Genomic DNA, 14,432 nt, shown 5'->3' with positions numbered 1-14,432 from the left:
GCTAAAGGCCTGGCTGTAGTTTTAGTTGAACGATTACCGGGTTGTTTTTCCGCGAACCGAAGTTGAAGAGGCCATACAGCATACCGGGGTATTCAATTTCCCGTTCCGCATTCGCATCTTTAAACCGGAACATCGCATCGGCGGAGTACGCGGTATACAGGTAGTCGGCATCCATATCCAGGAAGTTCGTCTGCGAAAACTCCGGCCGCCCTTCGCCGTCGTAGGCAACGGGCATGTACCAGTTCGATGCGTCCGGACTTATCTTTTGCAGACACACCAGTCCGCCGGTTCTCAGGTTGTACAGGAAGGAATTGTCTGCGTCATTAAAGTCCTGCAGGCGAAAGAACAGCAAGTGCTGGCGGCGAAGTACGTAACCGATGGAAAACACCTTTTCCGGGTGCTGTATTAACCAATCAAATTTCCTGGCGGGATACGATGCACTGGTAAGGAAGTCGCCTGGTAAACTAGCCGCCATGGGCAACACGAAACGGTAAGCCATTTTCAGCGTGCCTGGTGTAAGTTCATACACATGGTAGTCGAACATCCAGCTAAACAGCACCGTGGTATCCAGGTTGCCCGGCAGGAACATACTTTGCTCCCGCGCATAATACAACCATTTGCCATCGGCAGGTTTGTAGGGAAAGTGTCGTTGCACAGCGTTGCCCTGCGTTACGTGCAGCTTATAAGCGTTACTGTCCACCTCTGGTTTGGCCTGGTAGGAGAGCGCTTTCGCCAGCTGCCCGTCGCCAAAGCTATGAAAGTCATACATCGGCGTTGCTATTGGTAATGCCCCCACGCGTTTCGCATCGAAGTTATAACGGTGCAGGTATTTACCGGTTGCTTTAGTGAACAACACCTCGTTGCGCACCGGGTCTACCGTCATCGTACTGATCGCCTCGCGCGGCTCCTCCCGCGTGGTTTTACCCAGGATGCGCGCATGAAAGTCGCCATTCTTTTTAAACACCAGGATCGCATTCGTCGTATGATCCAGAATGATGAAGTATTCGCGGGTAACACGCATCTGGTCGATCTTCCCGAACACGCTGCCTGGCTTGGTCTCAAGCGGGATGTAGTTAATCTGCTTGAAGACCTGTACTGCTTTCGCCCCAACGGCTGCGGCGGGATCTATACGGAGTTCGGTCGGCTGGGCGGACGAGGGGCCTGGCAGTAATACGAGCAGTAGCCCGACACTTATCATGTTGTACAATATCTTCATGACTGTGGCTTCACGTTAAGATGAAAGTAACGTGCCCTGACCATGTCGAGGTAAGCATCGCTGAGGCCGGGAAAGTCGGGGTCAGGCACGAAAAGTGAGGCTACCAGCTTCCCGGGTGTTAGCATAAAGAACGCGGGCCGGTCGATGTTCGCGAGTAACGGATGTTCGCCGCGCGCCGTCACAACGTACCCGTTAAAGGCAATGTCATGGTTCTTCAAAAAGAAGAACAACTCCTTTTGCGTGAGGGCCGTCGTGAGCAACACGATCCTGTTCATGCCGATCTCTTTACCCAACGCTTTCACACGATTCATGTCCTCCTGGAAACATAAGGAACAATTGTGCCCCGGGTAAAGTAGTATGAACGTAGTGTCCGCAGTATTCACCACACGGGAGAGCCGGGTGAGCACGTTTTCGTTCGTGGTGATCGCCAGTTCCGTATCAAACGGCAAATCACTGTATCGGATGATCTCCTTTGTAACATTCTCCAGGTTGCCGATCGCCGATTTAACGGTGGTAACGCTCTCCTGCCTGACTTTATCGCTGGAAGCAAGCTTCTTTGCGCCATAAGCAATAAGGCCAGCGAATAGTAGCAGGTTAACGCCGCCGAGTAAAATCCATTTATATTTTTTCATAAGACAGGCTTATCACGATTTCAAAAAAGTATGTACCAGGTAAGTAGTGCCTAATGGCCTGGCAGCTTCAAACATGGCCTTTAGCCGACTGATGCCGGCTGTATCTGCCGGGGGCATTTGCTGAATGTAGGCAAGGCCTTCTTTTGCGCGCTGCTCGTCTACCTCATAGTTTGTAACAAACATGTTGTCGCGCCCATACACGATTTGCCCGAGCGGCACCCGGTTGATATCGTTGCTCAGCATGTCGCCACAGCGCACTTGCCCACTGTTGCGATCGTAGAATGCATAGTACTGCAGCTCATGGTACACGAAGGTGAGCAACATTTGTTTCTCATTCATCACTTCGATAGTGGGGCCATACGCGGCCTTCTGCTGATTTTGCGGACCACTCTTCGAGAAGTTGATATTTGCAGCGGCTCCGAAGTCTAACTTGTATGCCGGATGCGGTGTACCACCTCGAACCTGGTAGATGTACGTATCAAATACATCGGTGAAGTAGAGTGCATTATTCGTGGTGTAGAAATACTTGTCTTTTCCAAACAGGTAGTCTTTAAAAGGAGAGGAGAGATAGGACGTCTTTTTATCACCGATGCCCACCATCAGGTTGCCGCAAAAGCCGCCGCAGGAGGTGGCCCAGCCTGTTGTATCCTGCACGCTTGCAAAGGCGAGGTAACCTTTTTCTACCGCCTTCTCTGCGAGGTAATTGCCTTGCAGGTCGTAGCTGATCAGCTTTCCTGTTTGCTGGTCATACACCTCCACCTTGCCTGGCTTCAACTGAAAGTCGGTAATGACTTCGTATTTACCCTGACCGCCACCTTGCTGTCCTATCTGCCTGATGAACTTACCTTCGCGATCGAATACGGCAATACCTTTAATTCCTTCTTTATCGAGGATGTAATAGTTAGCACTATCTAACTCCAGCTTATCTATCCTCGCAAAAACGACGGAGTCGCTGGTTTGAAGCTTTACGACAACAACACTGTCGGCCACATCAGAAATCTTAATGGTGGTGGAGGAAACGGGATTCACTTTGATCACCGGGCCGCTGAACGGCTGTTGTTCTTTCTGCTGGTTACACGCCACGGCCAGTAAACCCGAAGCGATCAATAGGGAGCTGATGGATTTTAATCTTTTATTCATATGCTGATCGTCACTTTTTTAGATGTGCAGACAGCCGCCCGTACGGCCAGCTGTCTGCATGTAAATGGCTAAAAGCCTTTTGGTTGACATGAAATTAGCCAACGCAGGATGTCTGCCAGGTAAGGTCGCAGCCTACCACACCTTGGTAGCCCGTAGGCGCCGATCCGCACACACAACGTTTACCTCTTACTACTTTGATACCTTCTATACCTGCAGATACCTCTTTCCAGCAGTTTTTCATGAGAAGGATTTTGCCAGGCATTTCGGTACCGCCACGGCCAGGACAGGTAAGTACGTCAACAACCGGGGGAGCGGGATCATCCCAGCTTTCGCCTTCTACCACGAAGGAGCTAAAGGAAGTAATGGCCAGGAATGCAAACGCAAGCATGCGTACGAGCAGGGATCTTTTCATCTCTGTTTTTGGTTTGTGGGTTTATAATTGGGTTTCAAAAAACGGGTTACTCGGGTTGACATACTGTTTCCCAGGCGTTGTCGCAGCCCTTCGTGCCAGCATAACCGCTGGGCGGGGTTTTACATTTACACTGTACACCTTTTAACAGCGTGATACCCGTACCGGAAGATTGCTGCACGGTACATTCATTCAGCTGCTGTACCATATCGGGCTTGTCCGTACCGCCGCGTTTTTCGCATTTCAACGGTTCAGATTCGTTTACGGTTACAAACGCACTAAGGGCAGTTACTGCCATAAAAGAGAACGCAAACATGCGCATAACAATGAGGGATCTTTTCATTTTATTTGTTTTTTAAGTGGATACCGGAAGTATATAATAGCTGTTGCCGCGCCTCACTCAACATCACTTGTATTTCGCCGGAATTGACCTTCACCGGCATCTGTACTAACACCTGCGCAATGGCATGTAACTTCACCTGGTCGTTTGTTGCTTTGTGCAATTGCATCAATGCATATTTTGGCCTGAACTTGTTGGGGATAAAGTCTGCCCAAAATTGATATACCCGTTCCGCAGCGGGATAGTCTTTTTGCTGTAGATAGGAGTTGGCTAAAAGCTGTAGCCCATGTCCGCACAAATGTTGCTGCACGCCCGTTTCCAATTGCCCAATTGCTTCCTGCGGCCGACCGTTGGCCAGCAACGCCTGTCCGTAGCTGAGCCTGAACTTACCGTCGCGCCCCAATGCTGATTCCAAAGCCGCATAGTTCTGCGTATCCGCAGGATGCCTGTCCCACCGCAGCACCATCGTCATCTGCCGTACATGGAAAAACAGTATCACGGCATATAGTGCTGCCAGTCCGTACCCTACCGGGTATTTTACCTCGCCGCCTGACGATCGTACCGTCCATGCGCTGGCCAATGCCAGCAACAGTACCAGCATGACGGGTGTGGTATGTAGGGGGTAGGCCGTTAAACCCGCCACCAGGATAAGCGCCACCAGTTGTTTTAATGACCGTAACCATTCCGTATGATGATCGCTGCGGAGTGTATAAAACCGATATAGCAACCACGTGATTAGTGCTACACCGACTATGCCTACCTCTAAATAAAGCTGCAGCAGTTCGTTAAAGATGATGTAACTCTCACCCGCCACCTGGAAGTAGGTGCTGTCCGGATCGGGGTGTGTTTTGAAGAAGGCTGCCTGCCATGCCGGGTAGTGCAGCGTAAAACGTCCCAGCCCGGTTCCCGTCAGCGGTTGATCTGCCAGGTGATCTGCGGATACGCGGAGGAACAGCTGCCGGCCGATGGCAGATGGCAACTTCGCCTGCAACATTTGCCATCCAGCTGATACGATTAATGCCAACAGGCAGGGAAGTAGTACCAGGAACACGAACCTGGCCCTGGGCCTTGCCCATAGCTGCCGTATCCAGGGCGATAGCCACAACACAACTGCAACTGCATACATCATGCATGCAGTGCGCGATGCCGTTACCCAAATAATCCCCGCCGTAATCAACAGGAGTAAAGGATACGCCCAGCGTTGGCGCTTGACGTAATAATACAGGAGCGGCAGATGCATCGTCACGAAACAGGCATACACCCCGGTGTTCATCAGGCTGCCGACCAGCCTTTGCCCGTTCAGCAGCTGGTAACCACCAAGCGATAATTGCCATACATAACCGCCCGGCACAATCAGCCAAAGATGACGTACATCTTCGCCCAGACCAATGCCAATAGCCGCCATCATGGCGATCGATAGCCATACGGAAAAGTGTTCGTTGCCGTATCCGTACCGCGTAGTAAGCAGTACCAGTAATTGTAAAACTAAGAAGGCCCCCGCGATCAGCCATAAATACCTGTTACGCCGCTTGAGCATTACCCATCCGCAGAAGGCTGCAGTAGCGTAAGGCAGCAGAAAGTACTGCAGATGAATATCCAATTCGTAGTTGAACGAAAATGGATAGTACTGTAACAGGAAGTAATAGAACGGTGCCAATACCAGCAACGCATACCCGGTTAACACTTTATTTTTTACCAATACCATTGACCGATCCAGTTTGCGTAAGTGTAAATGCGTACGGGTGTAACGGCACCAACACGTTCTACTTTGTAAATCGTTTCCGATGGAATATGAGGGATCGTGTGACGCTCGCCTCCCGTATGCCTGAAAGGATAAGTTATCCAGCCGGGCGTATGATGGTCCCAATAGCTAAACACGTAGTTCATTCCCGCCTGTAGCGGCTCTCCGGCATCACCAGTCTTGATGACCATATCTTCTGTTTTACCGCCGATATAATAGTGAGGTGCGCCGTTTTCTACTTTAAACGGTGCGCCGACCGGCGTGGTTTTCCCTCTTGAATAACTTAGCAGGTGAAAAAGCCCGTCGGAGCCAATATTCCGAAAGGCAACGGTGTCCTGCTTTACAGGCGACCAGTCCACGATTTTCCAATCGCCGTTGCAGTAAACGCCGAGGTATAATACCCTTTGCGATGCGGCACCGGCACTATCCAGTGCTATCTTAAAACCTACGGTGGAGAGGCGCGATGCTGTTACATCTAACGCGCGTGGCAGGTTAAGCGCCAGCGGAACGTCATGCTCCGGTACACCCAGCAACTGTATCTCCCGGAAAGGATTTTTAACGCTATCATCAGCATAGGGCGCATGGCGATACATTTTCGCGAGGTTGTTGCCGTATGCCCATTGGTAAGGATTAATAAACTTGCCGGCTGTATCCATCAACACCACGATGCCTTCCATACCATTACGCCGCGGCATATAGGTACAGTATTCAAAACTCGCAGCTACGCCGGCTGCACGCAGTTTATAAGCCTCGACGATGAGCAATTCTCCCAGGTCGGGGAACAACTCACGTTGTTGTATATACGTTTCCGATACGTGATCGCTGAACGGGGTGACCACATCATATTGAAGCGGCGTTAGTTCATGCTCATTCGCTTCGGTGTGAAAATAACGGTACAGACTCTGTGCCGTATCGTCGTGCGCGCGCGGAATATCTTTTATAAATGCACCGTATTTATCCCGGAACAATTGCTGCCCGTTCATCAAAGGCCCAATACCTACACGATAAGGCAACAAGTATTCGGTAAATTGCTGAAAGGTATACCCGCGCGCCCAGGGGTAATGCTTCCAGGCATTCAGCGCTAACCGGATATGTGACTGTAAAAAGGAGCCCGTAATGGTACTGGCGTCCCATACGGTATCGATCACTAACCTGCTGCCTGGCGCGTGTCGCAGTTGCTCGAGACTGTCGATGCTGATGGCCGATGGCAGCGCGGTAAGTTTACCGGCACTATCTGCCAGCCGCATTTGCAATCCATATTCACCGGGGATGCGTGCAAGCAGATAACCTGCGGCCGCCCGCTCGTCGCCTTCGTCCAGCTGATCGTACCAGTCAATTATCCGTTCTATTTCGGCCCTATTGCTCCCGGCATGTGGCAACAACCGGGCTTTTAGATGAAAAATAGTTGTGTCGGCCGAACGGTGGCAGGCAGTGAGCAGGACTGCCCATAATATTGCGAAGTGTCTCAGTTTTAGAACCATAGTTGCTGCCCGTCTTTATAAATGAACATTCGCTCGTGCATCAGTTTATCCTCGTCCCGATGTAGCCTGTATAAGCCATTCTTTGGTACACCGGGTATTTTGATGGTGGCTGCCGTGGCCGTTACCGTCTGGTGCGCGTGCCATTGCTTTTTGGCTGTTTGCCAATAATAAAGCGTGTATAATTTGCCAGCTTCTATTTGCCCATGGCGATCATACTTTTGCAGCTGCATTTCTTGCTGGCCCGCGTCCGCCAATAATGGTTGCTGAACGCCGGCCGTGTCGAGCATAAAGGGACGGCCGGTTAGCCGTAATCTGCCGCTGTCCACATAACCTGCCTGGTACACCAGTTTACGTCCCATATCCGGGAACACCAGTTGCTGCCCGGACCCAACAGCACTCCATTCTACCGGCATCCAGCTACCTGCGTTGTATACACACAGGTAGGCCACTTTTTTACCCGCAGGCAACGCTTCGGTGAGGATTACATCACTCACAGCCGTACGTTCGGATGTGATGTCATCTACATTGGTATGAAAGAAGAACGGCGGTATCTCGGACCGTTGCTCGCCGAGCGCCATCATATCTTCAGCCGGCGATCGGCGATGGGAATAGCGCACCCGGTACATCTTCGCCATCTGGTATTTAAAGAAGGTGGTGTCCGACATAGAAGGGAAGAAGCGCCCGTTCTCAAACAATACTGCCACTTCTTTATGCCCGAAGTTAAACTTGCCATATACCGGTATAATTTCCAGCGCAGCAGGAATGCCGAGCGCGCGGAAGGTATACAGCTTTAAGGTGGTGATATCGTTACAGCTCCAGCTCAACTTACACTGTAAAAAGTCGGAGAGGCACTGCGTTTCCGCTATCTGTGGCCGTTTTACGCCGGGCATAAATATCCACCCCGTTTGTTCCACATTAATGCGCTTTACGATGTGCAACAACGTCATAGAATCTGCTGGGATGTGGCGTATATAATCGGTATAACGTTTACGCAGGTACGGTCGCCATTCCTCCAGCTTTTCTGCGCCCACGCGGTATGGTAGTACGTACTCGAAAAATGTATCACGCGGCACGCGTAAGCCTAACGGCGGCGTGGTATTGTATGCTTCCTTTATATTATTGATGATGTAATGTGCGGAGAGTTGTATCGTGTCGAACAGTGTATCTGTTACGGCCACCAGCCGCAAACTATCGATTAACTTCAACACCATTGTATCATGGGCGGCACGGATATCGCCGGAACGGTCATGGCCGCTATCGTCCATAAACTTCGTTTGCAGCGTATAATACTGATCTGCATCTGCCAGCAGGAAGCGGGCAGCGGCAATAGCATGGGTGTCTGCTTTAAATTCATCAGCAACAATGTCGGGCACACTGGTAAAAGGCACAGTGGGACCGCCGGAACGACAGCTACACACAAACAACGACACACACAGATACCATAGAGGAACGCCAGGGCTACGCCATAGGGTCATTCTGAATCGGGTAAACATCTTCAACCAAACACTAATAAAAGGTCAGGGAATCGGGTTAATTACATCTGTACTAGCGGGTCATTTTCTTTTGGTTGATATGGTGCGTATGAGTGACGCAGTAATACTAAAGTAAGCTGTTTTTCTATAGGTAGATAGTGTTTTCTGCCAAAAGCTAAGTTTCTATAAGGATGAGGTAAATTACCATCATTCACGCCATAAAAATAGCCGCACTGCCTAAACAGTACGGCTACACTACTATTCAATCCAATGATTATCCTTTCTTAACTGGTGATACCTTTGTCTTTTTGGACTTCGGCTCTTTGTTCTCACCTTTAGTTTTAGCGGCCAGTTTCAGTGCGTTGTACACGTTCACCATACCACCGCTTGCGCTCAGTTCAGCAAAGCTGATCTCTTCACCACCGGAACCTGGTTTGTTTACCATTTGTGATGCGCCGGGGATCGGTGTAGCAGACTTCTCGAGGATCTGCTTCAGCTGGCGGGCGCTCAGCTCGGGGTAGTATGACAGTACCAGGGCAGCCACACCGGCTACAACAGGCGAGGCCATGCTGGTGCCGCTGGCGTTACCGTATTTGTTACCACCGGGAACGGTAGAGTAGATGTTTACGCCGGGAGCGAATACGTCTACTTCTTTTTTACCGTAGTTGGAGAACACGGCCACTTTCTGCGCGCTTTTGCCATTGCCCATCGCACCAACAGTAATCATGTTGTTGGCAATGGTGCCGTCGTTGTAGGTATCTTTCGGATAGTTCTCTACTTCGTCGTTGTTAGCACCGTCGTTACCTGCTGCGTGTACGAGCAGTACGCCTTTGGATTCTGCATATTTGATCGCTTCGTCCACCCATTCTTTATTAGGGGAGAAGCCTTTACCAAAACTCATGTTGATGATACGTGCGCCATTGTCTACCGCGTAACGGATGCCCAGGGCTACGTCTTTATCGCGTTCGTCGCCATCAGGCACTACTTTTACCGCCATGATGCGTACGTTATCGGCTACACCGTCCATACCTACACCATTGTCGCGCACACCGCCGATGATGCCGGAAACGTGCGTACCGTGGAAGGAGAACTGGCCCATTACATCGTTGTTGCCGTAAAAGCGGTCGTTGATGTCGTTGAGGTTGTCGCCTACGATGATCGTACGTTTGTCAACCGGACGTTTAACCGTTGCTTCGGAGTTCTTTTTCAGCTCCTGGATGTATTCTTCCAGTTCGCCTTTGAAGTCGTTGATAGAAACGGCTTCGTCGCCCACCATACTCTTAAACAGCCTGGTCACAAAACTTTTTGCCATCAGTACGTCGTCGTTGGTGCTCTTGATCGTGTCAAGTGTAGTAAGCGTAATATCGTCGGCTTTGGTGTATTCTTTCAGTATCTCTTCGCTCTTCTTCAGGTTTTCCTGGATCTTGAGCATGGTTTTGTACTGCGCTTTATCGACAGGCGGCTTTTGGGTTTTGGCCTTCAGGCGTTCCCAGTAAGCATATTCTTTTGAGCTTTTATCCAGGGCAGAATCCGGATCGATGTACTTGCTTTTCAGACGATAGTACTCGCGGGATGCTTCGTCGCTATCTTCCTTTACGCTGCTGCCGTCTTTGGCACCCAGGAAGTTCCAGCCATAGATATCGTCGATGTAGCCGTTGCCATCGTCGTCAATACCGTTGCCTGGGATCTCTTTGGGATTACGCCATAAAATAGGCTTGAGGTCTTCGTGGGTAGTATCGATACCGGAGTCGATAACTGCTACCAGTACGGGTTTGCTCTTTTTACCTTTCAACAGTTCGGAATATGCTTTTTGAGCACTTACGCCATAGATACTGTCTTTGCCATAATCCAGCAATTGCCAGTTCTTAGGTACCGCATTACCCTGCGCCATTACGTTTGTCGATAATGCAGCCAGTACCACAGTTCCCGACACTACTGCCAACTCTCTAAAAAAATTCATGTGTAACAATTTGTCCAATAAGATTACAATTTGAGTACCGCAATTGGTTAAAAAAACGTCAATACAAATGCTTGGGCACAAAGTGCGAAAGTTACTCTTTCTTGTCCTGTTAGCATAGTTTAAAATGATGTACGGCCATTTATCATTATGTGCTTATACGATTGCCATCAACATTTTACCTTTACAAAGAGGAGGGAAGTAGCTGCTCTCCAATGCCACCGGGCATCTTTTTTCTTAGTTTTTCTCCGATTTTGCCTGCTCGAATTGCGAATCCACAAATTTCCGTCATTTAAAATTATCTACCACAGGGTTTAACATTTCTTTGATCAATATCCGGTCAGATTCGCGCTGCTGGCCGATTGCGTTAAACTATGTATGGTAATGTTAAATGAGTGCAGTGGGTGCATATAAGCGTATAAAAGGCAAAAATTTAGGATGATGGGTGAACAGTAGCACGAACGTTGAATATGAATTGTCGGAAAAAAGTTTAATATTTATACCCAGAGAGGATGCTCCAAGCATTCTTTCTCATAAGCATGGTTTCCGTTTAACGAAAAAGCGGGGTTATCCAACCCCGCTACTTTATTAGAAAACGCTTCTCTTCTTTTATCTAACTCCTTACAAATCAAACTTGATCCCCTGTGCTAAAGGCAGTTTCGCCGAGTAGTTGATCGTGTTCGTTTGCCTGCGCATATACGCCCTCCAGGCGTCTGACCCGCTTTCGCGACCGCCGCCTGTTTCCTTTTCACCACCAAAGGCACCGCCTATTTCTGCGCCGGAGGTACCGATGTTTACATTCGCTATACCGCAATCGGAGCCGGCAGCAGACAGGAACTGCTCCGCTTCACGCAGGTTGAGGGTCATGATAGCGGACGAAAGTCCCTGTGGTACTCCGTTTTGCAGCGCTATCGCTTCTTCGGTCGTGCTGTATTTCATGATGTACAGGATCGGTGCAAAGGTTTCGTGCTGCACAATGGCGTAGTCGTTCTTTACTTCAGCAATGCAGGGTTTTACATAACAACCGCTTTCATAACCAGCGCCTTCGAGCACGCCGCCTTCTACGATGAACCGGCCTCCCTGGGCTTTCACTTGTTCAATAGAATGGAGGTAGGCTTTCACGGCATCCTGGTCGATCAATGGCCCAACATGGTTGTTTTGATCAAGCGGATTGCCGATGCGCAGCTGCCCGTAAGCCTTTACCAGCTTGTCGCGGAAGGCATCGTATACTTTTTCGTGGATGATGAGCCGCCTGGTACTCGTACACCGCTGTCCGGCCGTACCCACCGCGCCAAACACAGCGCCAATGAGGGACATGTCCAGATCGGCATGTTCAGAGATGATGATGGCATTGTTACCGCCTAACTCCAGCAAGGCCCTGCCTAAGCGGGCTCCCACTGCCGCGCCTACACTTTTACCCATGCGGGTGGACCCTGTGGCGCTCACCAACGGCACACGACCGTCATTGGCCAACCATTCGCCGACTTCGCGGCCACCGGTCACCAGGCAGCTAACGCCTTCGGGTACGTTGTTGGCGGCGAATACGCCGGCGATGATATGTTGACAGGCGATAGCCGTGAGGGGTGTTTTTTCTGAAGGCTTCCATACGCATACGTTACCGCAAACCAATGCCAGCATGGAGTTCCAGCTCCAAACGGCTACCGGGAAGTTGAAGGCGCTGATAATGCCGGTGATTCCCAGCGGGTGCCATTGCTCGTACATACGGTGCCCGGGGCGTTCGGAGTGCATCGTCAGACCATGCAGCTGGCGGCTGAGACCAACAGCGAAGTCGCAGATGTCGATCATTTCCTGTACTTCCCCCCAACCTTCCTGCAGGCTTTTGCCCATTTCATAACTCACCAGTTTGCCCAGCGCATCTTTATGTTCACGCAGCGCCATGCCTATCTGCCGCACCACTTCCCCACGCGCCGGGGCGGGTATGGTACGCCAATACAGGAACGCTTCCTGTGCTTTAGCCATTACCTGGTCATAATCTTCGCGGGAAGCAGCGGTAACCGTGGTAAGTGAGGCGCCGTCAACGGGCGACCAGGTAGCAATATTACCGCCGGAGCCTGGCAGCCAGTCTTTACCGGTGGATACACCGCTGTGCTGCTGGCCGATGTGGAATGTCTTTAAAACGTCGAGCATGTTTTCGGATTGAATGTCAAACTTAAGATTAATCCGCCGATTGGGAAAAAAGGCTAACTTGTACAATCGGGGATTAAACCCCTTTTTCAGCATGGAATGGATCAAACAACCCTGGCCCTGGTATATCGCCGGCCCGCTGATCGGGCTCATTGTACCGGCCTTGCTCATTGCGGGCAACAAGGCTTTCGGCATTTCTTCGGCCCTGCGGCACATCTGCGCGGCATGCATCCCCGCCAACATCTCCTTCTTTAAATATGACTGGCGAAAAGAAAGCTGGAACCTGTTTTTCGTAGGCGGCATCACCATCGGCGCGTTCATTACGATAACGTTCCTGAGTACCAACGAGCCGATCGACCTTAACCCACAAACCATTGCGGACTTAAAGGCGATGGGCCTCACCAGCTTCGACGAACTGCTGCCGGAGGATATCTTTAACTGGGTGAATGTAGGCCGACCGGTTGGGCTGGTCTTCTTCGTACTCGGAGGTTTCCTGGTAGGCTTTGGCACGCGCTACGCCGGCGGCTGCACATCCGGCCACGCAATTATGGGACTCAGTACTTTTCAATGGCCTTCACTGGTGGCCACCTGTTGTTTTATGGCCGGCGGCTTCCTCGTCACGCACCTGGCTATTCCTTACCTGTTAAAACTTTTATAAGAGATGAAGAACGTTAAATACCTGGTCCTCGGCGCTTTGTTCGGTTTGATCCTTATTAAGGCAGAGGTGATGTCATGGTTTCGGATACAGGAGATGTTCCGGCTACAGGCTTTTCATATGTATGGGGTAATCGGCAGCGCGATCGCTACTGGGGCATTGTCTGTGTTCCTGATAAAGAAGTTTAATATCAAAACACTTTCCGGCGAACCGATCGTGATCCCGGTGAAGAAGTTCACGAAGGGAAATATTATCGGCGGACTGCTGTTCGGCTTTGGCTGGGCCATAACCGGCGCCTGCCCCGGACCCTTGTTTGCCCAGGTAGGCGCCGGCTTCACCGTCGTGCTCGTCACCCTGGCCAGTGCCATTGCAGGCACCTGGGTGTACGGACTATTAAAGGAGAAACTGCCGCATTAGAAGTTTTCGGTCGCCCCGATTGGCAGCAGGCGCAGGTTAAGGCCTGCGTCGGCAAACTGTTTTTTCACTTCTTCATGATTGATCTGGATGAACCCAAAGGTGTCATAATGCACGCCGAGCACCTCTTTTACCTCTAACCACTTCGCCAGCTCAATCGCATCATCCGGCCCCATGGTGAGCAGGTCGCCGATAGGTGCCACCAGGAAGTCAAGTTTACCTAACCGCTTGATTAACTGCATTTCCAGGCTCAGGGCCGCGTCGCCTGTATAGTAAAAGCTGCCCTCGGCCGTATGGAACACAAACCCGCTGGCCACACCGCCATAGCTGCCGTCCGGAAAGCTGCTCGAGTGATGAGCCGGTACGCACTTCACCTTCCCAAAGTCAAACTCCCATTTGCCGCCCGGGTTCATCGGCTGGGCGTTCGTAATGCCGTTTTTCCCAAACCAGTTATAAATTTCCCAGTTGGCAACGACTTTAGCCCCGGTACGAAGCGCGATGTTAATGCCATCGTTCATGTGATCGAAGTGGGCATGCGAAACAAAGATGTAATCGGCCTTCACGTCGGCCACGTTGATATGCTTCGCAAGATCGTTAGGGGTGATAAACGGGTCGAACAGCACATCTTTACCGCCAACATTCACGGCAAAGCAGGAGTGACCGTAGTAAGTAACCTTCATAAAGTGATGATTTTGTATTTGTTGAAGTTAAGGAATTATGGTTTTGAAGGATTGTTATTTCTATGGGAAGGGTTGGTTGTTTCGGGGTAATGCGCCGTTTTTGCCGGCGCGGTCCAGGAGGACTTAGCCATCACCCAACCATCACCCAAC

At 50.7% G+C, this 14,432-nt stretch carries 13 protein-coding genes; 2 read left to right on the top strand and 11 right to left on the bottom strand.

The features are described from left to right. Position 1: 1 nt before the first annotated feature. From MKQ68_RS09180 to amaB, 10 genes are all read right to left on the bottom strand, one after another. Positions 2 to 1,216 carry a 6-bladed beta-propeller gene (locus MKQ68_RS09180; RefSeq protein WP_264283036.1) on the bottom strand — a complete coding sequence of 405 codons (1,215 nt, stop codon included), beginning with the start codon at positions 1,214 to 1,216 and terminating at the stop codon, positions 2 to 4. Beyond that, a complete protein-coding gene (locus MKQ68_RS09175) occupies positions 1,213 to 1,848 on the bottom strand; it encodes a hypothetical protein (protein ID WP_264283035.1) in 636 nt (211 codons plus the stop codon). Before MKQ68_RS09175 ends, MKQ68_RS09180 begins: the two co-directional genes overlap by 4 nt. Before the next feature lie 12 nt (positions 1,849 to 1,860). Then, positions 1,861 to 2,988, bottom strand: a complete 1,128-nt coding sequence (locus tag MKQ68_RS09170) for a 6-bladed beta-propeller (protein ID WP_264283034.1) — start codon at positions 2,986 to 2,988, stop codon at positions 1,861 to 1,863. A gap of 94 nt (positions 2,989 to 3,082) precedes the next feature. Further along, positions 3,083 to 3,400, bottom strand: coding sequence for a hypothetical protein (locus MKQ68_RS09165; RefSeq protein ID WP_264283033.1), 318 nt, complete (start codon positions 3,398 to 3,400; stop codon positions 3,083 to 3,085). A gap of 46 nt (positions 3,401 to 3,446) precedes the next feature. After that, complete coding sequence (locus MKQ68_RS09160) at positions 3,447 to 3,740, bottom strand: hypothetical protein (RefSeq protein ID WP_264283032.1); 294 nt, start codon at positions 3,738 to 3,740, stop codon at positions 3,447 to 3,449. A 1-nt stretch (position 3,741) separates the two neighbouring features. Then, complete coding sequence (locus MKQ68_RS09155; RefSeq protein ID WP_264283031.1) at positions 3,742 to 5,442, bottom strand: O-antigen ligase family protein; 1,701 nt, start codon at positions 5,440 to 5,442, stop codon at positions 3,742 to 3,744. After that, a complete protein-coding gene (locus MKQ68_RS09150) occupies positions 5,430 to 6,857 on the bottom strand; it encodes a hypothetical protein (protein WP_264283030.1) in 1,428 nt (475 codons plus the stop codon). Before MKQ68_RS09150 ends, MKQ68_RS09155 begins: the two co-directional genes overlap by 13 nt. Positions 6,858 to 6,949: 92 nt before the next feature. Continuing rightward, a complete protein-coding gene (locus MKQ68_RS09145) occupies positions 6,950 to 8,347 on the bottom strand; it encodes a hypothetical protein (RefSeq protein ID WP_264283029.1) in 1,398 nt (465 codons plus the stop codon). Positions 8,348 to 8,705: 358 nt separating this feature from the next. After that, positions 8,706 to 10,391 (bottom strand): S8 family peptidase, encoded by a 1,686-nt coding sequence (locus MKQ68_RS09140; protein ID WP_264283028.1) that lies wholly within the window; start codon positions 10,389 to 10,391, stop codon positions 8,706 to 8,708. A 618-nt stretch (positions 10,392 to 11,009) separates the two neighbouring features. Further along, entirely contained in the window at positions 11,010 to 12,536 is a 1,527-nt protein-coding gene (gene amaB, locus MKQ68_RS09135; RefSeq protein WP_264283027.1) for an L-piperidine-6-carboxylate dehydrogenase, read from the bottom strand. A 91-nt stretch (positions 12,537 to 12,627) separates the two neighbouring features. Here amaB and MKQ68_RS09130 point away from each other — a divergent pair, with 91 nt between their 5' ends. Next, positions 12,628 to 13,191 (top strand): YeeE/YedE family protein, encoded by a 564-nt coding sequence (locus MKQ68_RS09130; RefSeq protein ID WP_264283026.1) that lies wholly within the window; start codon positions 12,628 to 12,630, stop codon positions 13,189 to 13,191. A 3-nt stretch (positions 13,192 to 13,194) separates the two neighbouring features. Further along, complete coding sequence (locus MKQ68_RS09125) at positions 13,195 to 13,605, top strand: YeeE/YedE family protein (protein ID WP_264283025.1); 411 nt, start codon at positions 13,195 to 13,197, stop codon at positions 13,603 to 13,605. Here MKQ68_RS09125 and MKQ68_RS09120 read toward each other — a convergent pair. Further along, positions 13,602 to 14,282 (bottom strand): metal-dependent hydrolase, encoded by a 681-nt coding sequence (locus tag MKQ68_RS09120; protein WP_264283024.1) that lies wholly within the window; start codon positions 14,280 to 14,282, stop codon positions 13,602 to 13,604. The two genes, MKQ68_RS09125 and MKQ68_RS09120, sit on opposite strands and share 4 nt — an antisense overlap. Positions 14,283 to 14,432: the final 150 nt, after the last annotated feature.

The organism is Chitinophaga horti (assembly GCF_022867795.2).
Taxonomy (GTDB): Bacteria; Bacteroidota; Bacteroidia; order Chitinophagales; family Chitinophagaceae; genus Chitinophaga; species Chitinophaga horti.
The sequence above is the reverse complement of the archived record's forward strand: the minus strand, read 5'-3'. Positions and strand labels throughout refer to the sequence as shown.